Genomic DNA, 24,549 nt, shown 5'->3' with positions numbered 1-24,549 from the left:
CCGGTCGCACGGCGCGCCGCCACCCGTCGACGTCGTCGCCACGGGTGATCACCTCACACGGACGATCCAGCGCGCGGAAGATCACAACGCCACCGACCCGCCGGCGTTGCAGCCGCACGGCGGACGTTTTCCACACGTCCCGGCGCGTCCGACACCCGGCGCGCGTCGGACACGCGCGCGCGCAACGGATTCTTCACCCGCGTGTGACGCACGACGCCCGGGCGGGCGCGTGCCATGCGCGACGCGTCCATCACGCGCTGCGTCGTGCCAGGGTGGCGCGACGCGCGCGCCGCGTGCGTCAGCGCGTCACACTTGACGAGCGGGCCGCCACGCGTATCGTGGCGGCCCGCTGCACGTCGCTCAGAAGAAATCCTGCAGCCAGAGCTTCAGTCGCTGCGCCCACTTGTCCACACCGGGCGCGGGGATCGCGATGCGCTTGCCGCTCACCGCGCCGGTGGCGCCCGACGCGCCGCGCAGCGCGAGACGTGAGGCGCCGTAGAGCGCCAGCCCGACCGCCGTCACCGCGCGCGGCGACTCCACCGTCTCACGCAGCCCGCCCACGAAGTCGCGCGGCATCCCGAGCCGCACGTTGGCGCCGAACACGTCCGTCGCCAGCTCCGTCACGCCCGGCATCTCCGCGCCGCCGCCGGTGAGCACGAAGCCGCCGCTGATGCGTCCACCGTAGCCCGCGCCTTCCACGCCGCGCTGCACGAGGTCGAAGATCTCGTCCAGCCGCTGATGGATGATGTGCGCCAGCAGCTCGCGCGGGATCTGCCGCTCGCCGTGCGCGGCGCTCGGCGGCAGCTCGATCACCTCGGTCGGGTCGACGAGCGACTCGAGCGCGACGCCGTAGTGCTCCTTCAGCGACTCGGCGTCGCTCTGCGTCACGCCGACGCCGTGCACCAGATCGTTCGTCACGTGCGCGCCGCCGAACGGCACCGTCGCGAGGTGACGGATCTTCCCCTCGTGGAACAGGGCGACGTCGGTCGCCGCGGCGCCGAGCTCCACGAGCACGACGCCCATGTCCTTCTCGTCCTCGCTCAGCACCGTGAGCGAGCTGGCGAGCGGCTCGAGCACCAGCTCGCGCACCTTCAGCCCCGCGCGCTCCACGCTCTTGCGCAGGTTGGTCGCGGGCTGCGCGCCGATGGTGACCAGATACATCTCGGTCTCCAGCCGCGTGCCCGTCATGCCGACCGGATCCTGGATGCCGCCGGTGCGGTCGACGGTGTACTCCTGCGGGATCGCGTGCAGCAGCTCGCGGTCCTGCGGGATCGCGTGCGCGCGCGCGACGGCGTTCACGCGCTCGACGTCCGCGCGCGAGATCTCGTCGCCGGCGACGGCGACGATCCCCTTGCTCGTCATCGCCTGCACGTGCTCGCCCGCGATGCCGACGAACGCGCTGTCGACGGACGCGCCGGCCATGCGCTGCGCGTCCTCGAGCGCGCGCGTGATCGAGCGCGCCGTCTCCTCGATGTTCGCGACGATCCCCTTCCGCATCCCGGTCGTCGGCGCCTGCCCGACGCCCAGCACGCGGATCCCGGGCCGCTTGGGCAGCTCGCCGACGACCTCCGCGATGATCGCGGTGGTCCGCGCCGAACCGATGTCGAGCCCCGCGACGAGTCTCTCGTGCTTCATTGCAGTCTGGCGATCACCTGGTCTCGATAGCGGAGGTCGATCTCGGCCACGCGCACGCGGCGGCGCTGCAGGTCGTCCTCCACCGGCACGAGGTCCGCGAGGCGCTCGACGGAGACGTCCGCCATCGCGCGCACCACGACCGTGGTGCCGCCCCACGCGCCAGCCGGCGCGGGCGACGTCACCGTGAACTCGAACTCGTCGCGCGCCCCGCCCGGTCCCGCGGCCCGGCGCGCCTCGCTCACCCGCGCGAACAGCCGCGGCGCCTCGCGGCGCATCCGGCCGAGCAGCCGCAGCAGCGTGGTATCTCGCACCGCCACCAGGGGCACGTCCAGCCCACCGGCCGAGCTCGGCTCCACGGGAAGGGCCGTGCCCGCCGAGTCGTAGACCGCGATCCCGGCCCGCGCCGGGGCCATCGCCACGGGCACACGCTCGTCCACCTGGACGCGGAGCGTCCCCGGCAGCCGGCGCACGACCGTCGCCTTCGCGACCATCGGATGGCCGGCGACCCGCTTCTCGAGCGGCGCCAGCTCGGTCCAGATCGACGTCAGCGTGTCCACCCGGAGCCGGCTCACCAGCTCGGCGGCGGACGCGTAGCGGACCCCGTCCAGCTCGACGCGGCGGACCCGGAAGAAGGCGAGCGACGACAGCGCGCGCGGGCCCCAGGCCGGCGACGTCAGCACCGTCCCCGCCAGGGCGAGGGCCACGGCCGCCCACGCGATGCGGCCGCTCGTCCAGACGCGGCGCGACGGCCTCTCCGCCTCCTCGCTCATGCGTCGCGGCCGGACAGCCGGGCCAGCAGCTCGGGACCGGTCCGGGTCACGTCGCCCGCGCCGAGCGTCAGCACGACGTCGCCCGGCGCCACGTGCGAGGCCAGCGCCTCGGCCAGCCCGTCGCGCGGGCCGCGCCAGGTCACCGGGCGACCCGCCGCGCGCGCGGCCTCCTCCACCAGCCCGGCGGTGACGCCCGCGATGGGCTGCTCGCGCGCCTGGTAGATCTCCGTGAGGAAGACCGAATCGGCGCCCGCCAGCGCCTCGCCGAACGCGCCCGCGAAGTCGCGCGTGCGCGTGAAGAGGTGCGGCTGGAAGGCGGCCACCACACGACGCCCGGGATACGCGGTGCGCGCGGCGGCGAGCGTCGCGGCGACCTCCGTCGGATGGTGCGCGTAGTCGTCGACGACCTGCACGCCGCCCGCCTCGCCGAGGCGCTGGAAGCGGCGCTCGACGCCGCCGAACGCCTCCAGCCCCGGACGCATCGCGTCGAGCGTGGCGCCGAGCAGGAGGCCCACGCCGATCGCGGCGAGCGCGTTGCGCACGTTGTGCGCGCCCGGCACGCGCAGCGCGACCGCGCCGAGCGGCTTGCCGTCGTAGACGACGTCGAAGACCGTGCGGTCGCCGTCGGCGCGCGGCTCGACACGCAGGTCGTGCGCGACGAGCCGCGCGTCGGGATGCGGATGCGGCGCGGCGACGCCGTAGCGCACGACCTCGGACGTCGTCGGATACGGCAGCGCGTTGGCACCCGCGTCGTCCGCGCACGCGACCGCGAAACGCGCGCGGCTCACGAACTCCGCGAACGTCGCGCGGATGTCGTCCAGATCGGCGTAGATGTCGAGGTGGTCCGCCTCGACGTTCGTCACCACTGCCACCGTGGGCGTCAGCGCGAGGAACGAGCGGTCGTACTCGTCCGCCTCGACGACGAAGCGCTCGACGCCGTCGAAGCGCAGGTTGCCGCCCCACGCGCCCACGCGCCCGCCGACCACACCCGTCGGCGCGAGCCCCGCGGCGGCGAGCGCCTCGGTCGTCAGCACGGTTGTCGTCGTCTTGCCGTGCGTCCCCGCGATGCCGATGCACGCGCCCCCCGCGATCGCCTCCGCCAGCGCCTCGGCGCGGCGGATGACGGGCAGGCCCGCGGCGCGGGCGGCCTCCAGCTCGGGATGGTCCTTCGGCATCGCCGACGTGACGACGAGCGCGCGCGCGCCCGCGACGTGCGCCGGGTCGTGTCCCGCGGTGACCTCGACGCCCAGCCGGCGCAGGTCGTCGACCTGGGCGGGGTTGGCGTCGCATCCCGTGACCGTGGCGCCGCGGCGGACGAAGAGCTCGGCGAGCGCACTCATCCCGGCGCCGGCGATGCCGACAAAGTGGACCGGGCGGGGATCGGGATTCAGAAGGAGGGGCATGGCGGCCGGCGCAATATGACGGGCTGGTGGGACGCCCTCAAGGCAAGGCCATCCGGACGAGGATCGGGGCTCACCCGGCGCCGCCGACGGTCGTCAGGATCCGGGCCGCGATCCGCGCCGCGGCGTCCGGCCGCCCGCGCGACGCGGCCGCGTCGGCCAGTGCGCGCAGGCGGTCGGGCGCCGCCAGCAGGTCGCCGACGAGCGTCTGCAGTCGCTGCGCCGACAGCTCGCGCTGGGGCAGGTGCACCGCGGCCCCGGCCGCCTCGAGGGCGCGGGCGTTGTGGGTCTGGTGGTCCTGCGCCGCGGTCGGCAGCGGCACCAGGACGGCCGGCAGCCCCCACGCGCAGAGCTCCGCGATCGACATCGCCCCCGCGCGGGTGAGCGCGAGGTCGGCGGCGGCGTACGCCTCCGCGATGGGCGCGAGGTACGGGACCACGCGGACGCGGCCGCCGGCCGCCCGGTCGAGCGCGGCGTACGGCTCGAACTGTCCGCGGCCGGTCGCCCAGACCAGCCCGAGGCCGGCCGGCAGCCCCTCGCGCACCCACGCGGCCAGCGCCTCGTTCAGCGCCCGCGCGCCCTGGCTCCCGCCGAACGCCAGCAGGACCATCCGCACGTCGGCGGGCAGCTCCCAGCGGGCGCGCGCCGCGGCGCGATCCGGGCGGTCGGCCGGCGGTGGCTCGATCGGGTTGCCGAACGCGTGCACCTGCGTGTGCGCGCCCGGCGACAGCTTCGCCGCGCCCTCGGGGAAGCCGAGGAAGACGTCGTGCGCGCGGCGCGCGAAGAGGCGCGTCGTCTGGCCCGGGTTGCTGTCCGCCTCCTGCAGCATGATCGGCACGCCGTGCATTGCGCCGTACGCGAGCGCCAGCGCCGCGGCGTAGCCGCCCGTCCCGATGACCGCGCGCGGGCGCCGCTCCGCGAACAGCCGGCCGAGCGCGCCCCACGAGCGCGCGGCGCCGGCGAGCGTGCGCCAGTTCTCCCAGGGTCGCTGGCGATAGAGCGGATGCAGGTCGAGCAGCAGGTGCTCGAACTCCGTCGTCGGCAGCACCTCGCGCTCGATGCCGCGCTGCGCGCCCACGAAGAACGGCTGCACGCGCGCGTCGGCGCGCACGAGGGCGCGCGCGATCGCCAGGCCGGGATAGAGGTGACCGCCGGTGCCGCCGCCGGTGACGACCACCGAGAGGGTGTTCATTCGGCGCTCGGCGAGAGCCCGTGCATCAGGCTCCCAGTGGGTTCGTCGCGCTCTCTCCCACCACGCGCTGGCGCTCGCTGCCGACGTTCACCAGCAGCCCCGTCATCAGCAGCGACAGCACCAGGTTCGAGCGGCCGTACGAGATGAACGGCAGCGTCAGCCCCGTCGTCGGCAGCAGGCCGATGACGACGCCCAGGTGCAGGTACGCGGTCAGCGCCATCATCATCGTCAGCCCCACCGCGAGCAGCTGCTGGAAGCGCGTGCGCGCCTGCCGCGCGATGCGGAAGCCGAGGTACGTGTAGAGCGCGTAGGCGGCCGTCAGCAGCGTCAGGCCCACGAAGCCCCACTCCTCGCCGATGTTGCTGCCGATGAAGTCGGAGTACGGGAACGGAAGGAAGCCGTACTGCTGGCGCCCCTGGCCGAAGCCCGTGCCCAGCAGCCCGCCCGAGCCCACGGCGACGAGCGACTGCTTCAGCTGGTAGCTGATCTCCGCACGCGCGTCGCTCGTGCCGAGGAAGGCGAGGAGGCGCTGCACGACGTAGTTGAGGCGCTCCAGCTCGTGCCAGAGCACCGGGATGCCCATGATCCCGAGCGCGATGAAGTGCCCGATGCGCACGCCGCCGGCGAACAGGATGATCGCCATGATCATGACGAACATCATCGCCACCGACAGGTCGGGCTCGAGCGCCGCGAGCACCGCCAGCAGGCCGACCACCAGCAGGAACGGCAGCATCCCCTTGCTCAGGCGGCGCAGCTGACCGGTCTCCTGCTTCTTCACCAGCAGCATCGACGTCCAGACGATGATCGCGAGCTTCGCGAACTCGGACGGCTGCAGCGACCCGCCGAACAGGAAGCGGCGCGACCCGTGGATCGGCGGCGCGATGCTCTTCGTGAACGGGAGCACCGTCAGCAGCATCGTGAAGATGGCGATTCCCATGAGCGGCCACGCCCACTCGCGCCACTTCTCCGCGTCCACCTTCGCGACGATCGCGAAGGCCACCGCGCCGACCGCGATGCCGCTCAGCTGCTTGAGGAAGTAGTGCGCGCTGCCGCGCCCCTCCTGCACCGCGGCGATGGCGCTCGCGCTGTAGAGCACCGCGAGCCCGAACGCGAGCAGCACCGCCGTCACCAGCACGAGCGCGCGCGCCTCGACGCCCATCCGCCACCGCTCGCGGATCTGGTCGCGGTTGAGGGGGATGGTCTCCTGACGCGGAGCGGACCGGCGGTCGTAGCTCCCGACGGCGACGGGCTCCAGCCCGCGCGCGGCGGCGGTGGTCATGGCTGCTCCTGCGGTTCCAGCTGTTCGAGCGAGTGCACGGCGGCGGGACGGCGACGGAGGACGCAGTGTAGGGCGTCACGTCGTCCGTGGACAGGGCTTGCGCGCGCGTTCGTCGCGTTCGCGCGGATGCCCGCTCCGGGGCGCGGGCGCGTCCGACGATCGGACGACGTGCCCGGGTGTCCGGGGGCCCGACGCGCGAGCCGTGCTGCGCGTCACATCCCGCAGCTTGCGGTCAGGCCGTGCCCTGCTCCGCCGCGGCCAGCCGCCGGAACTCGGCCCCGCGCTCCTCGTAGTTGCGGAACATGTCGAAGCTGGAGCAGGCCGGCGACAGCAGCACCGCGTCGCCTGGACCGGTGAGCGCGCGCGCGCGCGCCACCACCGCCGCGAAGTCGCCGTCCACCGGCTCGACGGGCACGAGCCTGCCCAGATCCTGCTCGACGATGGGCGCGGCCTCGCCGTACGCGAGCACGACCTTCCCGTGCCGCCGGAAGGGCTCGGCCAGCGCGGTGTACGGCTCGCCCTTGTGCCGCCCACCCAGGAGGAGGACGTAGGGCCGCGTCATCCCCTGCACGGCCACCAGCGTCGACGATACGTTGGTCGCCTTGGAGTCGTTGATCCACGCGACGCCGCCATACGTGCCGACGGGCTCCATGCGGTGCTTGAGCGCGTGGAAGCCGCGCAGCGCGTCGGCGATGCGCAGCCGCGCCTCGGGCGTGCGGTGCGCCTCGTCCGCCATCCAGGCCGCAAGCGCGGCGGCGAGCGCGTTGGCGACGTTGTGATCGCCGAGGAGCGGGAACTCGGCGCGCGGCAGCAGCGGCGCGCCGTCCAGTATGAGCGCATCGGCCGTGCGGTCGTAGTGCGCCGCGGCCGACGGATCGCGCAGCGAGAAGGTGCGCACCTCGCCGGCCAGCTGCTCGGCGCCGATGCGACGATGCAGCGCGAGCACGCCCGCGTCGTCGGCGTTCAGCACCCAGCGCGAGCCCGCGTGCGCGTTCGCCATCAGCCGCGCCTTGTCCGCGTAGTACGCGTCGATGGACGCGTAGCGATCGAGGTGGTCGGGGCTGAGGTTCGTCACCACGCCCACGGTCGGGTCGACGCTCGGCGTGTCGTGCAGCTGGAACGACGACAGCTCCAGCGCCGCCCACGCCGGCGGCCGCTCGCGCAGCGCCAGCTCCGCCAGCGGCGTCCCGATGTTGCCCGCGTCCACCGCGTCGTGCCCGAGCGCGCGCAGCAGGTGGCCGACGATCGCCGTCGTCGTCGTCTTCCCGTTGGTGCCGGTGATCCCGACGGTGCGCAGCGCGGGGAGGTAGTGCAGCGCGATCTCGATCTCGCCCACGATCGGCACGCCGGCCTCGCGCGCGGCGGCCAGCGGCGGCGCCTCGGGCGGGACGCCGGGGCTCGCGACCACCAGCGCCGCCCGTGCGATGCGCGCGAGGTCGTGCCCGCCCGTCTGCACCGCCACGCCGAGCGCCGCCAGCGACTCGGCGGCCTGGCGCGCGGCGTCGCCCGTGCCCGCATCGGACGCGTAGACGGCGTGGCCGTCGCGCGCCAGCAGCTCGGCCACGCTGCGCCCGCTCTTCCCGAGGCCGATGACCGCGACCTCGCCGGCCGGGCGGCCGCGGAAGATGCCCGCGTTCATCCGGCGGTCCTCAGCGCAGCTTGAGCGTCGCCAGCGCCAGGATGGCGCAGAAGATCCCGAGGATCCAGAAGCGCACCACCACCTGCGTCTCGGGCCACCCGTCGACCTCGAAGTGGTGGTGCAGCGGCGCCCGTTTGAAGACGCGGTGCTTCTGCGCGTACTCCAGCCCGTAGCGGCGACGGCGGTACTTGAACATCGAGCGCTGCAGGATCACCGACACCGTCTCGGCCACGAACACGCCGCCGATGATCAGCAGCAGGAACTCGCTCTTGAGCAGGATCGCCACCGCGCCCAGCGCGCCACCGAGGCCGAGCGAGCCCGTGTCGCCCATGAAGACCTGCGCCGGGAACGTGTTCCACCAGAGGAAGCCGACGCACGCGCCGAAGATCGCGGCGCAGAAGATCGTCAGCTCGCCCGCGCCGCGCAGGTAGAAGATCTGCAGGTATGCGCTCGTGTCGATGCGGCCCATCACGTACGCGAACAGCGCGAAGGTCGCGGCCGCGATCGCCGTCAGCCCCGTCGCCAGCCCATCCAGGCCGTCGGTGAGGTTCACCGAGTTGCTCGCGCCCGTGAGGATGAAGGTCACGAACGGCACGTACAGCCACGCCAGCGCGGCGCTCGCCGGCACGATGAGCATGTACTTGAAGAACGGCAGCGTCGTCGACGCGCCCGGCAGCGTGGAGAGCGGCGAGAGCCAGAGGTAGAGCCCCAGCACGACGCCCGCGGTGATCTGCCCCGCCAGCTTGTAGCGCTCGACCAGCCCCTCGTTCTTCAGGCCGAGCCGCTTCTGCCGCATCTTGAGGTAGTCGTCCAGGAAGCCGATGCCGCCCATCCAGAGCATCACCAGCGTGGCGACCAGCAGGTACTCGCCGCCGCGCGTGTCGAAGCGGCCCCAGAGCGCGACCGGCACCACCGTCGCCGCGAGGATGATGAGCCCACCCATCGTCGGCGTCGTGCCCTTGCCGGCGTGCGTGTCCGGCGTGCCCTCGCGCACCACCTGGTGCACCGCCATCGCGCGCAGCCGCCGCACGATCGCCGGGCCCACCACGAACGCGATGAGCAGCGCGGTCACGAGCGCGCCGGCCGCGCGGAACGTGATGTAGTTCAGCAGGTTGAACAGCTGAACGTCGCGCGCGAAGGGCTGCAGGAAGAAGAAGAGCACGGGGCGTGGTGGACGCGGAGAGGTGGAGCGGCGGTGGTCAGTGCGATGCGGCGGCGGGTGCGGCCGCGTCGGCCGTCACGCCCGCCCAGGCTTCGAGGTGCGGCACCAGCCGCTCCAGGCGCACGCCGCGCGACGCCTTGAGCAGGATCATGGCGTCGGGCGCGAGCCGCGGCGCGAGCAGCGGCCACAGCTCCTCGACGTCGGGCGCGGCCACCACGCGCGGGTCGCCCGGCGCCGCGGCCAGCAGCGCGGTGGCGAAGTCGCCCACGCCGGCGACGACCTCGAGGCCGCGCGCGAGCGCGTCGCGCGCCAGCTCGGCGTGCAGCCGGTCGGCCTGTGCGCCCAGCTCGCGCATCGAGCCGAGGACCGCGACGCGCTGCCGGCCCGCGCCCGCGTTCGCGAGCATCTCGAGCGCGGCGCGCGTGGAGCCGGGGTTGGCGTTGTAGGCGTCGTTCACCAGCGTCGCGCGCCCCAGCGGCGTCCACGCCGAGCGCATGCTCGGCACGGGCATCGCGGCGAGGCCGCGCGCGGCGACGTCGAGCGGGATGCCGACCGCGCGAGCGGCGGCCAGCGCCAGCATCGTGTTGCGCAGGTTGTGCGCGCCGCGCAGCGGCGTGCGGACCTCGACGCCGTCGACCGTCAGCACGCCCGCGCCGTCGCCGTCCATCGCCCAGCGCTCGGCGCGCAGGTCGCCCTCGTCGAGGCCCGCGCTCGTCACCTGCCGCGCGCGGCTCTGTGCGGCCGTCGCGACCTCGGGCTGGTCGGCCGGCGTGATGGCCAGCGCCGCGCCGTCGAACGCGTCGCTCTCCTCGCGCAGCACGCCCGCGAGGTCGCCGAGCCCTTCGAGGTGCTCCTCGCCGATCGACGTCAGCACGACGATCTCGGGCTCGACGATCGCGCGCAGCTGGCGGATCTCGCCCGGCATGTTCGTGCCCATCTCGACGATCGCGATCTCGGTCGCGGGTGGGATCGCGAGCAGCGTGAGCGGGACGCCGACCAGGTTGTTGAGGTTCCCCGTCGTCGCGTGCACCGTGCGCGCGGCGCCCAGCGCGGCGCGCAGCAGCTCCTTCGTGCTCGTCTTGCCGTTCGAGCCCGCGACGCCGACGACGAGCCCCTTCCACGTGCGCCGCCAGTGGCGCCCGAGCAGTCCGAGCGCGTGCAGCGTGTCGCGCACCTCGAACGCCGGCACGCCGAGCCCCGCCGCGCGCGCCGCATCGTGCACCACGAGCGCCGCGGCGCCCGCCTTCACCGCGTCGGCGAGGAAGTCGTGCGCGTCGAAGTTCTCGCCCCTGAGCGCGACGAACAGCTCCCCACCGCGCAGCGCGCGCGTGTCGGTGGCCACGGCGCGCAGCGCGGTCGGCCCTCGGGGCACGGCGCCCGACAGCTCGCCCTGCAGCGCGTCGGCGACGCGGTCGAGCGTCCAGAACGGGAAGGCGCCGGTGTCCGGCAGCGGAGTGCTCATGCGGTCGCTCCGCCGGCGCGGCCCGTCAGCTCCGCGACGATCGCACGCTCGTCGAAGGGGAAGGTCTCGGTGCCGCGCACCTGGTACGTCTCGTGGCCCTTGCCGGCCAGCAGCACCACGTCGTCCGGACCCGCGAGCTCCAGCGCGCGCGCGATCGCCTCGCGCCGGTCGACGACGCGGTGATGTCCGCCCTGCCCCATGCCGGCCTCGATGTCGTCCAGGATGCGCTCCGGGTCCTCGGTGCGCGGGTTGTCGCTCGTGAGGACGGCGACGTCGGCGTCGCGCGCGGCGATGCGGCCCATCTCGGGGCGCTTGCCGCGGTCGCGGTCCCCGCCGGCGCCGAAGACGACGATCACGCGTCCGCGCGTGAACGGCCGCACCGCGGCGATCGCGCGCTCCAGCGCGTCGGGCGTGTGCGCGTAGTCGCGCAGCACCGTCGGCGACTCGTGCACCACCTCCAGGCGTCCCGGCACCTGCGGCTGCTCGGCCAGGCGCGTCGCGATCATGTCGATCGGCATGCCCAGCGCGTGCGCGGCGGCGGCCGCCGCGGCGGCGTTGGCGACGTTGAAGTCGCCGATCAGCGGCAGCGCGAGCGTCGCCTCGTCGGCGCCGACGCGCAGCGTGCCGCGCGAGCCGCGCGCGTCGAACGCGAGGTTGGTGACCGCGACGTCGGCGTCCGCGCCCGCGACCGAGAACGTCACCGTGCGCGCCGCGCTCGGCAGCGTCGCCCACGCCGGATCGTCGGCGTTGACGACCGCCGCGCCCGTGGGCGTGAGGTGCGCGACCAGCCGCGCCTTGGCCGCGAGGTACGCGTCCATCGTCTCGTGGTAGTCGAGATGGTCGCGCGTGAGGTTGGTGAACACCGCCGCGTCGAACGCCACGCCCTCGACGCGCCGCTGGTCCAGCGAGTGCGACGAGACCTCCATCGCGACCTGGCGCACGCCCGCGTCCACGAGCTGGCGGAAGAGCCGCTGCAGCTCGACGGGGCCGGGCGTCGTGAGCCCCGAGCCGCCGGGCAGCGGCGTGCCGGCCGAGCCGACGCGCACGCCCAGCGTGCCGATCGACGCGGACGGACGATCCGGGGCGTCGAGCAGGTGGCGCAGCATGTCGACCGTCGTCGTCTTGCCGTTCGTGCCGGTCACGCCGACGAGCGTGAGCTGGCGCGCCGGATCGCCGTATGCCGCCGCCGCCGCGAGCGCCGCCGCGCGGCGCCCCTCGCGCACCACGAGCGCGGGCAGCGTGCTCCGCGTCGCATCCTCGACGATCGCGGCGATCGCGCCGCGTTCCTGCGCCTGCGCGAGGAAGTCGTGGCCGTCGCGCTGCGAGCCGCGCACCGCGATGAACAGCGCGCCCGGCGTCACCGCGCGGCTGTCGTCGGTGATCGCGGTCGCGGACTCCGGCAGCGTGCCGAGTCGCTCGGCCAGCAGGCCGGCCTGCTCGAGCGCCTGCGCGACGTCGTGCAGCGCGATGCGCGGGCCGGCGCCGGGCGCCGGGTCGGACGGGGTCATGGCTCGCGGAAGAGGGTGACCATCGCGCCGGCGCGTGCGACCGCACCGGCGACCGGCTGCGTGCGGCCCGCCGACGGCGCGACGCCGCTGCGCGGCGCGTCGGCGAGACGCACGCGGAAGCCCGCGCGATGCAGCGCGAACACCGCGTCGCGCACCGGCAGACCCTGTACCGCGGGCACGGCGCGCGGCGGCAGCACCGTCGCGGGCGCGGGACGCGCCGGCAGCTCGACGACGACCTTCACCGGCTCCGCGTTCGCGTCGCCGACCTCCGCCGCCGGCATCTCGCGCTGCAGCTCGACCGGCACGGCGGGCGCCGCCGCGCGCGCGGCGAGCGCGCTCTCGGCGGCCGCCTTCTTCACCACGGTGTCCTTCGGCCGGTAGGCATCGCGGTTGGCCGGCAGCACGCTGTGCGCCAGCGACGCGCGGTCGAGCGCCGCGTCGCGCGCCGCGAGCGCGGCCTGCAGCACCACCTTCGACACCGGCGACGCGACCTTGCCGCCGTAGTAGACGCCCGACGGGTTGTCGATCTTGACGATGATGACGAACTGCGGGTTGTCGACCGGGAAGATGCCGGCGAACACCGCGTTGTACTTGCCCGACGCGTAGCGCCCGCCCTCGGTGCGGCGCACCGTGCCGCTCTTGCCGCCGAGCGTGTAGCTGGCGAGGTCCGCGTCGGTGGCCGTGCCGCTGTCGACGACCGACCGGAGCAGCCCGCGCATGGTCTCCGCGATCTCCGGCGGCATCACGCGGCGCACCGGCCGCGCCTCGTGCCGGAACTTCACGTCGCCTTCGGCGTCGCGGATCTCCTTCACGAGCGCGGGCTCCAGCAGCAGCCCGCCGTTGGCGATGGCGCCGTACGCCGCCGCGAGCTGCAGCGGCGTCGCCGCCATCTCGTAGCCCATCGCGAGCGACGCCGCGGTCGTCGCCGACCAGCGCGTGGGCGGATGCAGCGTGCCGGATGCCTCCGCGGGATACGGCACGCCCGTGGGCGCGCCGAAGCCGAGGTCGCGCAGCGTCTCGTACTGCTCGCGCGGCGAGAGCTTCATCGCCAGCTTCACGATGCCGATGTTGCTCGACTCGCGGATGATCTCGCGGAGCGACATCTGCGGCGCCTTGTGCACGTCCGTGATCGTGCGCTTGCCGTAGCGCCAGACCCCGTTCTCGGTGTTCACCACCTCGTCGAGGTGCGTGCGCTTGCGCTGCAGCAGCGCCGCCGCCATGAACGGCTTGATCGTCGATCCCGGCTCGAACGGCTCCGAGATCGCGGTCGCCGCGGTCGCGCGCGGGTCCTGCCGCTGGCTCGCGAGCGCGAGGATCTCGCCGCGGTGCGGCTCCAGCACGACGATGTCGCCGCCGGTCGCCTCCGCCTTCGCCACGGCCTCGGACAGCGCGCGCTCGGCGATGTCCTGCAGCCCCTGGTTCAGCGTCAGCGTCACCGAGTGACCGGGCCGCGCCTCCACCGACTGCACCGACGGCGACGCCATGCGCCCGCCGCGCGCGTCGCGCAGCATGAGCGCCGTGCCGCGCTGGCCCAGCAGCACGCTGTCGAGCGCCAGCTCGATGCCGTCGACCGGCTTCCCGCGCTCGTCCACGCGCCCGACGATGCGCCGCACCGCGGGGCTCGTGGACAGCACGCGGTCGATCGAGGGCACCGCGTGCACGCCGCGCATCGCGGTCGCCGGCGCGACGTCGCTCGGCAGGTAGCGGCCCGGGATCTCGACCCACGCGCGCTTCACGTCCGTCGCGCGCTTCACCCACTCGGCCGGCACGCCGGCGGCGCTGAGGCGCTTGCGCAGCGCGTCGCGGTCGGTGACCTCGCGCGGCGCGACGCGCAGGTGCACCAGCTCGCGGCTCTCGACGAGCACGCGCCCGCTGGCGTCGCTGATCAGCCCCCGCGGTGCGGGGAGCGAGGCGTCGGCGATCTGCTGCCGCGCGGCGCTCTCGCGCCAGCGGTCGGCCTGGAACAGCTGGACCTGCGCCGCCTTCCCGATGAGGGCGACGGCGAACACCACGAGCGAGCCGTGGACGATGGCGAGACGATCGGGCCGGGGCACGCGGGCGAGTCCGGGAACGGCGTTACGACGTGGAGTCGCCCGGTTCCGTGTCGCGCCCCGTGGGGCGCGGCGCGGGCCGGGAGATGATGACGACCTGCGTGTCGCTGGGGACGCGCATGCCGAGGCGCTGCTCGGCGGCGGTGCCGATGCGGCCGCGGCTGGCGGCCATGCGCACGGCGCTCTGCAGCGCCGCCCGCTCCGCCTCCAGCTGCCGCCGCCGGACGTCCAGCACCTGCAGCTCGCGCGTGCGCGCCAGCCCGTAGGTGCGACGCCAGACGACCGCCGCCGCGACCAGCACGAAGGCGAGCAGCCCGACGGCGACGATCGAACGGCCGCGCGGCCCACGCCGCGCGGCGACCTTGCGGGGGCTCACGCGGCCGCCTCTGTCGAGCGTTCCCAGACGCGCAGCTTCGCGCTGCGGGCGCGCGGGTTCCGCGCGACCTCGTCCGCGGACGCCTCGATGGCGCGCCGCGTCACGAGCTTGCCCAGCGGCACGTGTCCGCAGGTGCAGATGGGCTGCCGCGGCGGGCAGATGCACCCGGTGCTCCACTCGCGGAAGGCGTGCTTCACCAGCCGGTCCTCGCCCGAGTGGTAGGCGATGACGGCGATGCGCCCGCCGGGCGCGAGCCGGTCGCGGAGGGCCGGCAGCGCGCGGCCGATCCCCTCCAGCTCCTCGTTCACCGCGATGCGGACCGCCTGGAAGAGGCGCGCGAAGTCGCCAGGGCCGGTGCGCGGCCCGAAGGCGCCGCGGATCGCGCCCACCAGGTCGTCGCTCGTCTCGAACGGCCGGTTGGCGCGGCGGCGCACGACCTCGCGGGCGAGTCGCGGCGCGCGGGGCTCGTCGCCGTAATCGCGGAAGACGCGGGCGAGGTCGCGCTCGTCCAGCGCGTTGAGCAGGGTGGCGGCGTCGGCCGGCGCGTCGGTGCCCATGCGCATGTCGAGCGGCGCGCCCTCGCGAAACGAGAAGCCGCGGCCGGTGTCGTCGATCTGGTGGGAGGAGATGCCGAGGTCGAGCAGGACCGCGTCCACGGTCGCACCGGCGAGGTGGACGTCGGCGTCGGCGTAGTTGGCCTGCACCGCCCGGAAGCGGCCGGCCTCCGCGTACGCCCGCAGCCGCTCCGTCGCGGCGGTGATCGCCCGGGGATCGCGATCGAAGGCGACGACGTCGAAGCCCGCCTCGAGGAACGCGAGGCTGTGCCCGCCGCCGCCGAGCGTCCCGTCGACCGCCAGGCGCCCGTGCGCCGACCGCGGCGCCCCGGTCGCGTCCTCACCGACCAGCAGGCGGACGATCTCGGCCGCCAGCACGGGGGCGTGATACGCGGAGTCCCAGCGGGCACCGTCGGACATCGGGAGGGGCAAGCTAGCGGCGCTCCGTCGCGGGCGTCAATCGGACCCGAACGGGGCCCCGAGGATGCGCCGGCGGGACGCGGGCGCTGGCCGGAATCTCGCACTTTCGCGCGCTCCATGACGTTCGGACGCACCTTCGACCTCGTGATCCATGGCGCCCGCGCGGACGACGCGGGCCTCCGCGCCGCCGCCGAGTGGGCGCGCACCATCGGCCACCGCATCCGGGCGCACGTGACCTGGGAGCCGGGCGACGCGCGCCGCTTCGCCGCCGAGGCGGCCCGCCGCGGCACCGACGCCGTGCTCGCCGTCGGCGGCGACGGCACGGTCAACGAGGTCGTCAACGGCCTGCTCGGCACCGACGTGCCGCTGGGGATCCTCCCCGTCGGCACCGCCAACGACTTCGCCCGCCAGACGGGGATCCCGGAGGACGCGCGGGCCGCGCTCGATCTCGTCATCGAGCGGCCGCCCGTGGTCGTCGACCTCGGGACGCTGAACGACCGCGCCTTCCTCAACGTCTCCTCCGCCGGCCTGGGCGCCGAGACGACGGCCGAGACGGGCGCGGTGGCGAAAGGGATGCTCGGGCCGCTGGCGTACGCGCTCACCGGGGTGCGCAAGCTGGCCGGCGAGATCGAGCCGCGGCGCGCCCGCTTCAGCGGGCCGAGCTTCGAGCGGGAGGTCGAGTTCCTGCTCTTCGCCGTGGGCAACGCGCGCGCGACGGGCGCGGGCACGGTCATCACCCCGCTCGCGCGCGTAGACGACGGGATGCTCGACGTCTGCCTGGTGGAGCCGATGGCCCTGGGTGCGTTCGCGGGGCTGCTGCTGGAGCTGCGGCGTGGCGACCACCTGGAGCGCGACGGCGTGCTGTACGCGCAGCTGCCCTGGGTGCGCGTGGAGAGCGAGGTGCCGCTGACCGTGAACCTCGACGGCGAGCCGCAGTCGCTGACGCAGCTCGAGTACCGCGTGCTGCCGCGCGCGCTGCGCGTGCACGTGGGGCACCTGCCGGGCGAGGGCGGCGAGAACGGCGCGGGGTGAAACGCGAACGGGGCCGCGTCCTGGTGGACGCGGCCCCGTCGCCTGCGGCAGTAGCTGCCGCGGTCGAGCGCTTACTTGCAGAACGCCTTCGCCATCTGGTCGGCGTACGGCGAGAGCTGGTTCAGGCCCGTCAGCGCCTGCTGCGCCGCCTGCGGGTTGTCGCGGCCCGCCTTCGGCACCGTCGTCTGCGTGACGAGGAAGAGGCCCTGCGCCTGCTTCACCGTCTCGCAGCTCTTCGACTTCTGCGCCTCGGTCAGCAGCATCTGGCCGAACGAGAGCGAGTTGAGGCCGAGCAGGAGCGACGACGTCGGCGTCGAGTTGGTCTTGTCGGCGAACGTCAGGAGCTGGTCGGCGATCTCGTAGTCGGCCTTCGCCTTCGACGCGGACGCCTTGCGCATGGCCGCCTGGCCCGCGGCGAGCGCGTACAGCGCCACCGAGCTCGCGCTGTCGCCGTTCGCGACCGCCTGCTGGAACGACTGGAGCGCCTGCGCGGCCTGCCCGGCCTCGGCCTGCATGCGGCCGAGCGCACCGTACGCGCCGGGGAGCTTCGGGTTGGCCTGGAGCGCGCGGGTGAGCACCTCCATCGCCTGCTGCGACTGGCCCGAGCGGGTCAGCGCGTCGGCGTACGTGCCGAGGAGATCCCCGTCGTTCGGGAACTTCTGCACGCCCATCGCCGCGAGCTGCGCGGCCTTCTGCGGCTGGCTGTCGAGCACCGCCGCGGTGGCCAGACGGGTGAACAGCGCCGCGGTGGCCGCCGCCGTGTCCGCCTTGATCAGCTCCTCGCCCGACGCGATGCCGCCCTTGTAGTCCTTGGCCGCCAGACGCACGCGCATCTGGAGCTGGAGGTAGTTCGGGTCGCCCGGGTTGTCCTTCACCAGCTGCTCGACGACCGGCACCGCCTTGGCCGCCTTGCCGCTGGCCGCCCACTCGTTGGCGATCTGCTCCAGCAGGCGCTGGTCGGACGGATCGGACGCGACGAGCGCGAGCAGCGTCTCGTCCGCCTTCTCGACGTTGTTCTGCGCCTTGTAGGCCTCGTACGCGAGCTGCAGCGCCGGCTTGCTGCGCGGGTCGATCGCGATGACCTCCTGCGAGACCTTGATGATCTCGTCGGGCGAGGCCTTCTGCGCGAACAGCGCCTGCGCGAGGCAGATGCGCGCCAGCGTCGACTTCGGGTACTCGGCGATGCCCTTGCGCGCCGCCGCGATCGCGACGTCGTACTTGCTCTCGCGGGCCGCGTTGACGCAGGCGCGCTCGTGCTGGAAGGCCTTCTGCGCGTCGCGGAAGTCCTTCGAGATCTGGCCGGCGGCCTTGTCGGCCTTGTCCACCCGGTAGGAGCCGAGCGGCTGCACCAGCTTGTTGTCGCGCGTCATGACGAGGAACGCGTCGACGCGCATGCCGGCGCTGTCGCGCAGCACGTTGCCGACGATGTACTCGTCGGCGCGGAGGATCTGCGCGAGGGCGCGCGCGTCATGCGGCGCGAGCGCCTCGTTGGTCGGGAAGCCCGAGGCCTCGAGGTTCGCCGTGATGTCGTTCTTCGGCAGGACCCAGAGCTGCTTGGGCGTCACGTCCTGGCTGATGCGCGTACGGATCGCGTCCGCGGCCTGCACGCCGGACGTCTTGTCCGCGCTGCGGAAGACGCCGACCATCAGGCGGGGGGCGTTGGGATCCGCGGCCCCGCGGGAGGTCTGGGCGCCGGCCGCGAGCGGAGCGGCGGCGACGACACCGGCGGCGAGAGCCGTGAGCGCGTGGCAGTACCGAGCCTTCAATGTCATAACCTCCAAAGCGTTAAACATCTGTACCCTCTCGGCCCGTGGCGGTTCCGGCCGCGCGCTCGCGCGCCTTCCCACGCCGGCTCACGTCAGCCTTCGCCCTCTAGATACAGCGTTCCCCACGCGAGGTTCGCGCACTGCGGCTGCCACATCTGCGCCGACCGTGCCAGCCGTGCGCCACCGCGCCCGGGTTCCCGCCACCCGCCGCCGGCGCGATCCCGCCGCGGCGGTCAGCCGCCGCGCCGGGTGCCCGGCGTCCTGCTCACATGGGGCGGCTGGGACTCGAACCCAGGACCTATCGCGTGTAAGGCGAGCGCTCTAACCAACTGAGCTACCGCCCCAGAGGCGGTAACGCTAAGACGCCAACGAGGATGCCCGCAACGGCGCCGCGGTCTCTTAATCCATTCTTCATTTGTGAGGCGTCTGCGGCACGCAGTCGCCCCTTCACGCTGGATGCACGAGGGGCGCGGCCGAGTCCGGCCGCGCCCCTCTCCTCATCTCGCGGTCGCGCCGCGCGTCAGCGCAGGATCGCGAGCGGCACGAACACGCAGTAGCCGAGCACGAGCAGGATCGGCGCGAGCGTCTCGCCGCCGCGCCAGAGGTCGGCGTACCCGACGGCCAGCACCACGGCCGCGACCACCCACCAGATCCAGGCGGGGCGCGTGCGGGTCTCGAGGGTCGTCGGCGTCGGCGTCGTGGTCTGCATCATGGGTCGGCAGGTTAGAGCGCGTCCGGAGCGAAGTCAACCAACGGGCGCGGCACGGCCGCTAGCCCCGCGGCGGCTCGGGCGCGGCGTCCGGCACCGGCGTCTCGCCCAGCAGCGCATCGAGCGCGCGCGCCTCGCGCTCCGCGATCTCGTCGGCCTGCCGCAGCGCCTCCAGGCGCCGCCGGTCGCGCCGCCGCCGCATGATCCAGAGCGGCAGGAAGGCGACGAGGAAGATCGAGGTCGCCAGCGACAGGTTCGCGACCAGCGCCAGCATCCCGTAGCGCCGCCGCGTCCGCTCCTGCCACTGCTTCTCGAACGCGGTCGCCGTGATCCCGTACGCCTGCCGGACCGCCGCGTCGAAGCGCCCCGTCTCCTTCCAGTACCGGAAGAAGAGGGTCAGCCCCCGCTCACGGTCGAGCTCGGAGAGATCCGAGACGGCCCGGAACGCCAGCGCGTAGCTCGCCTCCGCCTCGGCCGCCCCCTCGTAGAATCCGGCCTCGAGCGTGTCGAGCGTCGGCATCCCGCGCGCGAGCAGCGTCAGGTTGGTCGCCAGCGTCTCGTCGCGCCCCCACTCGCCGGCCGCGAAGCTGGCGTACCCCTCGTCGAACCAGCGCGGCGGCAGGTCGCCGAGCGCCTCGTGCAGCGCGAGGTGCGCGAGCTCGTGCCGCAGGACCGAGCGCGGGTCGCCCGCGTCCGAGCCCGCGGTGCGCCCCTGCATCACGATCCGCTGCAGCGCGGGGAACGCGATCGCGGCGCCCCACTCGGGCGCGGCAGGACCGATCCAGTCGCGGAAGCGGCGCGCGTCGGGCGCCACGGCGATCAGGACGCGCGCGTGCGGCCGCGGCAGCCCCGGGAACGTGTCGCGCCGCTGCGCCTCGGCCAGCAGGCTGCGGGCGAGCGGCCGGTCGGCGGGATACGCGACGACGGTGAAGCGGCCCGCGTCGAACCGCTCCGCGCCGCGGGGCACGAGCGAGTCGCGGCTCCCCTGCGCGAGCGCCAGCGACGCGAGGAGCGCCAGGAGCGGCAGCACACGCCATGCGCCCACGAGCGCGCGCACCGCCGCGAACGAGCGGGCGATCAGTCCAGCGGCGGCGGCTCCCCGCCCTGCTCCACCTGCTCCAGCACGTCCGCGCAGCGCGCCCCCCATGGATTGAACTTGCCCGAGGCCGCGCCCGTGCGCCACGCCGCGCGCGCCGCGTCGCGGTCGCCCGCGAGCCAGTGCGCGCGCCCCATCTCGTAGTACGCTTCGAGCAGGTTGGGGCCGAGCTCCAGCGCGCGCCGGAAGAGCCCGACGGCGTCGTCGTACATCTCACGGCGCAGGTACACCAGACCCAGGTAGAAGGTCGCGTACAGCGCGGCCTTCCGGTCGGCGTCCTCGCGCACGGCGGTCGCCAGGTGCTCCATCGCCTCGCCGTACTGCCCGCGCCGCAGCGCGATGTAGCCGAGGTTCACGCGCGCCAGTGGGAAGCCGGGGGAGCGCGCGAGCACGCGGTCGCACAGCGCGCGCGCCTCGTCCAGCCGCCCCTGCCCCATCACGGCCCACGCGAGCAGCGCGACGCCCTCCGGATCGTCCGGCGCGAGCTCCAGCGCGCGCGTCAGCGTCTCCTCGGCGCGCGCGTGCTCGCCCATCGAGATCGCGCTCCACCCCTTCGCGACGAAGGTCGACGCGCCCAGGTGGTCGACGCGCACGCTCGCGTGATCGGCGATCGGCGCGCGCGCGCGCATCGCGGAGACGGGCGCGTCGTCGACGTGCGACGAGTCGTCCAGGAACGCCGGCGCCGGCGGCTCCGAGGCCTCGGGCAGCTGCTTCCATGCCGCGACGAGCCCCTTCACGTCCTCCTTCAGCTGCGCGAGCGCGGTCAGCCGCCGGTCGATGGTGCGGAAGAGCGTCGCGATCTCCTGCTTGAGGCGCGCGCGCTCCTCGTCGGGCACGTGACCGCGCGCGGTGCTCGCGTGCAGCGCGGCGAGCAGCGCGTCGTGCTCGGCCTGCAGCGCCGCCAGCTCCTCCCCGAGGTCGATGGTCGGCTGCGACTCGCTCATGCCAGCTCGCCCAGCTGCGCGACGACGGCCGCGGCCAGCGCGTCCAGCGGCGCGACGACGTCGGCGCCCGCGCGCGCGAGCGCCGAATCTGGCATGCCCGGCACCACGGCCGTCTCGCGCGCCTGCACGATGGCGCGCCCACCGGCGCGACGCACGGCCAGCAGCCCGTCGGCGCCGTCGCGCCCCATGCCGGTGAGCACCACGCCCAGCGTCGCGCCGCCGAACGTCGACGCCGCGGACGCGAACAACAGGTCGGCGGACGGCCGCACGCCCCACACCGCCGGTCCGTCGTCGAGCGACAGGCGCACGACACCGGCTGCGTCGCGCAGCACGCGCAGGTGGCGACCGCCCGGCGCCACGTACACGTGCTCCGCGAGCACCGGCGCATCGTGCTCGGCCTCCAGCACGGGCAGCGCGGAGCGCGCGGCCAGGCGTCGCGCCAGCGACTCGGTGAAGCCCGCGGGCATGTGCTGCGCGACCAGCACCGCGGCGCCCAGGGTGCGCGGCAGGCGCGGCAGCAGCTGCGTGAGCGCGTTCGGACCGCCCGTGGACGCGGCGACGACGACCGCGCGCTCCGCCGGTGCCGCCGCCGCGGGTGCCGGCGACGGCGCGCGCTCCTGCGCCGCGCGCGCGACGACGTCCAGGCGCGACACGTCCGCGACCGCCGCCGCGCGCAGCGCGTCGTGCAGGCGGTCGCGCACCGCGACGACGTCGAGGCTGATGGGGCCCGACGGCTTCGGCACGAAGTCCACCGCACCCAGCTCCAGCGCGCGCAGCGCGAGCCCGTCCTCGCCCAGGCCGCTCAGCACGACCACGGGCCGCGGCGTCTCGCTCATCACGTAGCCGAGCACCTGCAGGCCGTCGAGGCCGGGCATCGCGACGTCGAGCGTGACGACGTCGGGGCGCAGCGCGTGCACGAGGCGCAGCGCCTCCTCGCCGTCGCGCGCGGTGCCCACGACGCGGAAGCCCTCGCACTCGCCCACCATCTCGGCGACCACGCGACGCATGAACGCGCTGTCGTCCACGACGAGCACCGTGCGCGGCGCGGGCGCCGCCTTCGGCGAGCGGAGGGCGCTCATCCGGGGCGCCGGAAGATGCGGTCGCGCTGCACGACGGGCCCGACGAGCGAGCGCACGGGGCCGAGCAGCGTCTCGACCTTGCCGAGGAAGAGCACGCCGCCCGGCACGAGCGCGTCGTGGAAGCGCAGGAAGAGATCCTCCTGCGACTCGCGGTCGAAGTAGATGACGACGTTGCGGCAGGCGATCAGGTGCCACGGCCCCTCGGGCGGCATCTCGCGCAGCAGGTCGCGGCGCTCGAACGTCACCATCGCGCGCAGCTCGGGCGCGACCGACGCCGCGGGTCCGGCCGAGAAGTAGCGCGCGCGCAGCTCGGCCGGCGTGTCGGCGAACGCGCTCTCGCCGTAGACGCCGCGCTCCGCCGCCGCGAGCGAGTCGCGGTCGATGTCGGTGCCCAGCACGCGCACGCGCGAGATCCGGTCCAGCTCTCCCAGCCGCTCGGCGTGGCGGTGGAACAGCGCCGCCAGCGAGTACGCCTCCTCGCCCGACGACGCGCCCGCGCTCCACACGTTCAGCGTCGCGTCCGGCCGCGCCCACAGGGCCGGGATCACGCGCTCGGCGAGCGACTCCCAGACCTCCCAGTTGCGGAAGAACTTCGTGACGTTGATGGTCAGCGCGTCGAGCAGCCGGTCCCACTCGCGCGGGTCGGTGTCGAGCACGCGCATGTACGCGTCGAACGTGTGCACGCCCGTCGCGCGCAGCCGCACGCCGATCCGGCGCAGCAGGCAGCGCTCCTTGTAGCTGCGGCAGCGGAAGCCACGCTCGGCGACGATCTTGTCGCACAGCGCGGCGAAGCCGGCAGGATCGTCGACGGTGACCGGTTCGAGCACGCGGGGTTCGGCGAGGACGTTGGCGCTCACGGAGCCCCCGCCCGCAGCAGCGACTCGAGGTTGCCGCGCGCGATCGGATGCTCGGGTTGCAAGCTAAGCGCTCGCTCCCATGCATTCACCGCCGCGGGCCGGTCGCCGCGTCTGAGCGCCAGCGTACCGAGCCGCACCCACGTCTCCGCGCCGAGCGACGGTGCCAGCCGCACGGCGCGCTGGTAGCGGTCCGCGGCCTCGTCCAGCCGGCCCGCGCGATACGCCGCGTCGCCGAGCGCCTTCTGGCCCTGCGGCAGCTCGGGATCGGTCTCGCCGGCGCGGCGCGCGTGCGCCTGCGCATCGTCGTGGCGCCCCAAGGCGGCGAGCAGCGCGGTCAGGCAGGCGTGCAGCGGCGCGGCGTCCGGATGCGCGGCGAGCCCCGCGCGCAGTGCGGCCTCCGCCGCCGCGTGGTCGCCGGCCGCCAGCGCCGCGCCCGCCGCGAGGTGGTGCCACTCGGCGAGGGCCGGCGGCGCGCCGTCGGCGCCGCGCGCGGCCTGCAGCCACTCGCGCGCCCCGACGTGATCGCCGCGCGCCGCGGCCAGCGACGCGCGTGCGACCGCCAGTCGCGGATCGGGCGCCAGCCCGCGACGCGCCGCCTCCTCGAACGCCTCGTGCGCCTCGTCGTGCGCGCCCAGCCGGTGCCGCGCGAGGCCGAGCGCGTGGAACACCGCCGCCGACGCGGACGGCAGCGCCGTCGCCTCGCCGAGCACCGCGGCGGCGTCGGCCCAGCGCCGCTCGCGCAGCGCGAGGAGGCCGAGCTGCAGGCGCGCGCTGACGTCCGACGGGCGCAGCTCCAGCACGCGACGGAACTCGCGCGCCGCGATGTCGAGCATGCCCGCGCGCGCGAACGCGAGGCCGAGGTTGCGGTGCTCGTCCAGCCGCGCGGTCGCGTTGCGGCCGTCGGAGCCCGCGCTGCGCCCGATGCGGCGCGCGAGGCCGCGCTTCATCAGGTCGAAGAGCGCGCGGGACACCTCGAACTCGCCCAGGCCCGCGTCGTCGGCCAGCTGCGCGATGTCGCGTCGGCCGTCGAGCAGCGGCAGCACGCGCTGCTGGTCGTGCGTCAGCTCCGCCGGGTCGACCGGCGCGGCGATGCCCGCGAACACCGCGTCGCTGCCCGGGACCTCGGTCGTGATGAGCGTCAGCTCGTCGGCGCGCCGCGCGCCTTCCAGCAGGAGCGCGCCGGGATCGAGCGAGATGACGCGGTCGCGCGGATCGGGGTGGACGTCGGCCTCGAACGAGAACGTCCCGTCGGTCCACGCGAGCAGCGTGTAGACCGCGTCCTCGATCTGGATGCGCACGTGGCGGTCGAGCGACGCGCGGTCGATCGCGCCGCGGCGCAGCAGCACCTCGCCGAGCCGCGTGCCCGGCTCGCCCGCCTGCTCGGCCAGCGCGGCGCGCACGTCCGCCTCGTCCACCAGGCCGCTGCGCACGAGCGCCTTTCCCAGTCGGTCCCGCCGGTTGACGAGCGCCGCGTGCACGATGCGCCCGCGATCGAAGTAGAGCGAGCCGAAGTCGCCGGTGCGCGCGACGCTCAGGCACCCGGTCTTCTGACCGAGCGCGAGCAGCTGCAGCACGTCGGAGAGCCCCGCCTCGGCGAGCGAGCCACGGATCGCCACGG

The 24,549-nt window shown here is 74.7% G+C and carries 20 protein-coding genes and 1 tRNA gene; 1 reads left to right on the top strand and 20 read right to left on the bottom strand.

Features of this window, described 5'->3' with window-relative positions; all coding sequences use genetic code 11:
- Window positions 1-360: 360 nt before the first annotated feature.
- From ftsA to rsmH, 12 genes are all read right to left on the bottom strand, one after another.
- Window positions 361-1,635 carry a cell division protein FtsA gene (ftsA, locus tag rosag_RS14920; protein WP_284350940.1) on the bottom strand — a complete coding sequence of 425 codons (1,275 nt, stop codon included), beginning with the start codon at window positions 1,633-1,635 and terminating at the stop codon, window positions 361-363.
- Window positions 1,632-2,405, bottom strand: coding sequence for a cell division protein FtsQ/DivIB (locus rosag_RS14915; RefSeq protein WP_284350939.1), 774 nt, complete (start codon window positions 2,403-2,405; stop codon window positions 1,632-1,634). The genes ftsA and rosag_RS14915 overlap by 4 nt, the downstream gene beginning before the upstream one ends.
- The gene (murC, locus tag rosag_RS14910; RefSeq protein WP_284350938.1) at window positions 2,402-3,808 is read right to left on the bottom strand and encodes a UDP-N-acetylmuramate--L-alanine ligase; all 1,407 of its coding nucleotides are present in this window, start codon (window positions 3,806-3,808) and stop codon (window positions 2,402-2,404) included. Before murC ends, rosag_RS14915 begins: the two co-directional genes overlap by 4 nt.
- A gap of 70 nt (window positions 3,809-3,878) precedes the next feature.
- Window positions 3,879-4,997 (bottom strand): UDP-N-acetylglucosamine--N-acetylmuramyl-(pentapeptide) pyrophosphoryl-undecaprenol N-acetylglucosamine transferase, encoded by a 1,119-nt coding sequence (locus rosag_RS14905; protein ID WP_284350937.1) that lies wholly within the window; start codon window positions 4,995-4,997, stop codon window positions 3,879-3,881.
- 25 nt (window positions 4,998-5,022) lie between these two features.
- Entirely contained in the window at window positions 5,023-6,276 is a 1,254-nt protein-coding gene (locus rosag_RS14900) for an FtsW/RodA/SpoVE family cell cycle protein (protein WP_284350936.1), read from the bottom strand.
- A gap of 232 nt (window positions 6,277-6,508) precedes the next feature.
- Window positions 6,509-7,915, bottom strand: coding sequence for a UDP-N-acetylmuramoyl-L-alanine--D-glutamate ligase (murD, locus tag rosag_RS14895; RefSeq protein WP_284350935.1), 1,407 nt, complete (start codon window positions 7,913-7,915; stop codon window positions 6,509-6,511).
- 10 nt (window positions 7,916-7,925) lie between these two features.
- The gene (gene mraY, locus rosag_RS14890) at window positions 7,926-9,077 is read right to left on the bottom strand and encodes a phospho-N-acetylmuramoyl-pentapeptide-transferase (protein WP_284350934.1); all 1,152 of its coding nucleotides are present in this window, start codon (window positions 9,075-9,077) and stop codon (window positions 7,926-7,928) included.
- Between the two features lie 37 nt (window positions 9,078-9,114).
- Complete coding sequence (locus rosag_RS14885) at window positions 9,115-10,539, bottom strand: UDP-N-acetylmuramoyl-tripeptide--D-alanyl-D-alanine ligase (RefSeq protein WP_284350933.1); 1,425 nt, start codon at window positions 10,537-10,539, stop codon at window positions 9,115-9,117.
- On the bottom strand, window positions 10,536-12,047 hold the full coding sequence (locus rosag_RS14880) for a UDP-N-acetylmuramoyl-L-alanyl-D-glutamate--2,6-diaminopimelate ligase (protein WP_284350932.1): 1,512 nt from the start codon (window positions 12,045-12,047) through the stop codon (window positions 10,536-10,538). The genes rosag_RS14885 and rosag_RS14880 overlap by 4 nt, the downstream gene beginning before the upstream one ends.
- Window positions 12,044-14,101: a peptidoglycan D,D-transpeptidase FtsI family protein gene (locus rosag_RS14875; protein ID WP_284350931.1), complete on the bottom strand. Its 2,058-nt coding sequence runs from the start codon at window positions 14,099-14,101 to the stop codon at window positions 12,044-12,046. Before rosag_RS14875 ends, rosag_RS14880 begins: the two co-directional genes overlap by 4 nt.
- Window positions 14,102-14,123: 22 nt before the next feature.
- Window positions 14,124-14,474: a cell division protein FtsL gene (locus rosag_RS14870; RefSeq protein ID WP_284350930.1), complete on the bottom strand. Its 351-nt coding sequence runs from the start codon at window positions 14,472-14,474 to the stop codon at window positions 14,124-14,126.
- Complete coding sequence (rsmH, locus tag rosag_RS14865; RefSeq protein WP_284350929.1) at window positions 14,471-15,448, bottom strand: 16S rRNA (cytosine(1402)-N(4))-methyltransferase RsmH; 978 nt, start codon at window positions 15,446-15,448, stop codon at window positions 14,471-14,473. Before rsmH ends, rosag_RS14870 begins: the two co-directional genes overlap by 4 nt.
- 117 nt (window positions 15,449-15,565) lie before the next feature.
- Here rsmH and rosag_RS14860 point away from each other — a divergent pair, with 117 nt between their 5' ends.
- Window positions 15,566-16,480: a diacylglycerol/lipid kinase family protein gene (locus rosag_RS14860; protein WP_284350928.1), complete on the top strand. Its 915-nt coding sequence runs from the start codon at window positions 15,566-15,568 to the stop codon at window positions 16,478-16,480.
- 71 nt (window positions 16,481-16,551) lie between these two features.
- Here rosag_RS14860 and rosag_RS14855 read toward each other — a convergent pair whose 3' ends face one another.
- The 8 genes from rosag_RS14855 to rosag_RS14820 form a co-directional block, all read right to left on the bottom strand.
- The gene (locus tag rosag_RS14855; protein ID WP_284350927.1) at window positions 16,552-18,126 is read right to left on the bottom strand and encodes a tetratricopeptide repeat protein; all 1,575 of its coding nucleotides are present in this window, start codon (window positions 18,124-18,126) and stop codon (window positions 16,552-16,554) included.
- Window positions 18,127-18,516: 390 nt separating this feature from the next.
- Window positions 18,517-18,590: transfer RNA gene (locus rosag_RS14850), tRNA-Val, on the bottom strand.
- 176 nt (window positions 18,591-18,766) lie between these two features.
- On the bottom strand, window positions 18,767-18,958 hold the full coding sequence (locus rosag_RS14845) for a hypothetical protein (protein WP_284350926.1): 192 nt from the start codon (window positions 18,956-18,958) through the stop codon (window positions 18,767-18,769).
- Window positions 18,959-19,016: 58 nt separating this feature from the next.
- A complete protein-coding gene (locus rosag_RS14840) occupies window positions 19,017-20,012 on the bottom strand; it encodes a peptidase MA family metallohydrolase (protein ID WP_284350925.1) in 996 nt (331 codons plus the stop codon).
- 20 nt (window positions 20,013-20,032) lie between these two features.
- Window positions 20,033-20,995 carry a tetratricopeptide repeat protein gene (locus rosag_RS14835; protein WP_284350924.1) on the bottom strand — a complete coding sequence of 321 codons (963 nt, stop codon included), beginning with the start codon at window positions 20,993-20,995 and terminating at the stop codon, window positions 20,033-20,035.
- A complete protein-coding gene (gene cheB / locus rosag_RS14830; RefSeq protein ID WP_284350923.1) occupies window positions 20,992-22,074 on the bottom strand; it encodes a chemotaxis-specific protein-glutamate methyltransferase CheB in 1,083 nt (360 codons plus the stop codon). The genes rosag_RS14835 and cheB overlap by 4 nt, the downstream gene beginning before the upstream one ends.
- Window positions 22,071-22,931 carry a CheR family methyltransferase gene (locus rosag_RS14825; RefSeq protein WP_284350922.1) on the bottom strand — a complete coding sequence of 287 codons (861 nt, stop codon included), beginning with the start codon at window positions 22,929-22,931 and terminating at the stop codon, window positions 22,071-22,073. The genes cheB and rosag_RS14825 overlap by 4 nt, the downstream gene beginning before the upstream one ends.
- The gene (locus tag rosag_RS14820) at window positions 22,928-24,547 is read right to left on the bottom strand and encodes a DUF4388 domain-containing protein (protein ID WP_284350921.1); all 1,620 of its coding nucleotides are present in this window, start codon (window positions 24,545-24,547) and stop codon (window positions 22,928-22,930) included. The genes rosag_RS14825 and rosag_RS14820 overlap by 4 nt, the downstream gene beginning before the upstream one ends.
- Window positions 24,548-24,549: the final 2 nt, after the last annotated feature.

The sequence above is a fragment of the Roseisolibacter agri genome, from assembly GCF_030159095.1.
In the GTDB taxonomy this organism is placed as follows: Bacteria; Gemmatimonadota; Gemmatimonadetes; order Gemmatimonadales; family Gemmatimonadaceae; genus Roseisolibacter; species Roseisolibacter agri.
Note: the sequence above shows the minus strand (reverse complement) of the source record. Positions and strands in the feature narration are given on the sequence as shown.

Bases quoted from the DNA above. Each gene is read 5' to 3' on its own strand.
- rosag_RS14885 (WP_284350933.1), bottom strand. From the start codon at position 10,539: ATGAGCACTCCGCTGCCGGACACCGGCGCCTTCCCGTTCTGGACGCTC.
- rosag_RS14860 (WP_284350928.1), top strand. From the start codon at position 15,566: ATGACGTTCGGACGCACCTTCGACCTCGTGATCCATGGCGCCCGCGCG.
- rosag_RS14905 (WP_284350937.1), bottom strand. From the start codon at position 4,997: ATGAACACCCTCTCGGTGGTCGTCACCGGCGGCGGCACCGGCGGTCAC.
- rosag_RS14835 (WP_284350924.1), bottom strand. From the start codon at position 20,995: ATGAGCGAGTCGCAGCCGACCATCGACCTCGGGGAGGAGCTGGCGGCG.
- murD (WP_284350935.1), bottom strand. From the start codon at position 7,915: ATGAACGCGGGCATCTTCCGCGGCCGCCCGGCCGGCGAGGTCGCGGTC.
- rosag_RS14845 (WP_284350926.1), bottom strand. From the start codon at position 18,958: ATGATGCAGACCACGACGCCGACGCCGACGACCCTCGAGACCCGCACG.
- ftsA (WP_284350940.1), bottom strand. From the start codon at position 1,635: ATGAAGCACGAGAGACTCGTCGCGGGGCTCGACATCGGTTCGGCGCGG.
- murC (WP_284350938.1), bottom strand. From the start codon at position 3,808: ATGCCCCTCCTTCTGAATCCCGATCCCCGCCCGGTCCACTTTGTCGGC.
- rosag_RS14880 (WP_284350932.1), bottom strand. From the start codon at position 12,047: ATGACCCCGTCCGACCCGGCGCCCGGCGCCGGCCCGCGCATCGCGCTG.
- rosag_RS14855 (WP_284350927.1), bottom strand. From the start codon at position 18,126: ATGGTCGGCGTCTTCCGCAGCGCGGACAAGACGTCCGGCGTGCAGGCC.
- rsmH (WP_284350929.1), bottom strand. From the start codon at position 15,448: ATGTCCGACGGTGCCCGCTGGGACTCCGCGTATCACGCCCCCGTGCTG.
- cheB (WP_284350923.1), bottom strand. From the start codon at position 22,074: ATGAGCGCCCTCCGCTCGCCGAAGGCGGCGCCCGCGCCGCGCACGGTG.
- rosag_RS14900 (WP_284350936.1), bottom strand. From the start codon at position 6,276: ATGACCACCGCCGCCGCGCGCGGGCTGGAGCCCGTCGCCGTCGGGAGC.
- rosag_RS14915 (WP_284350939.1), bottom strand. From the start codon at position 2,405: ATGAGCGAGGAGGCGGAGAGGCCGTCGCGCCGCGTCTGGACGAGCGGC.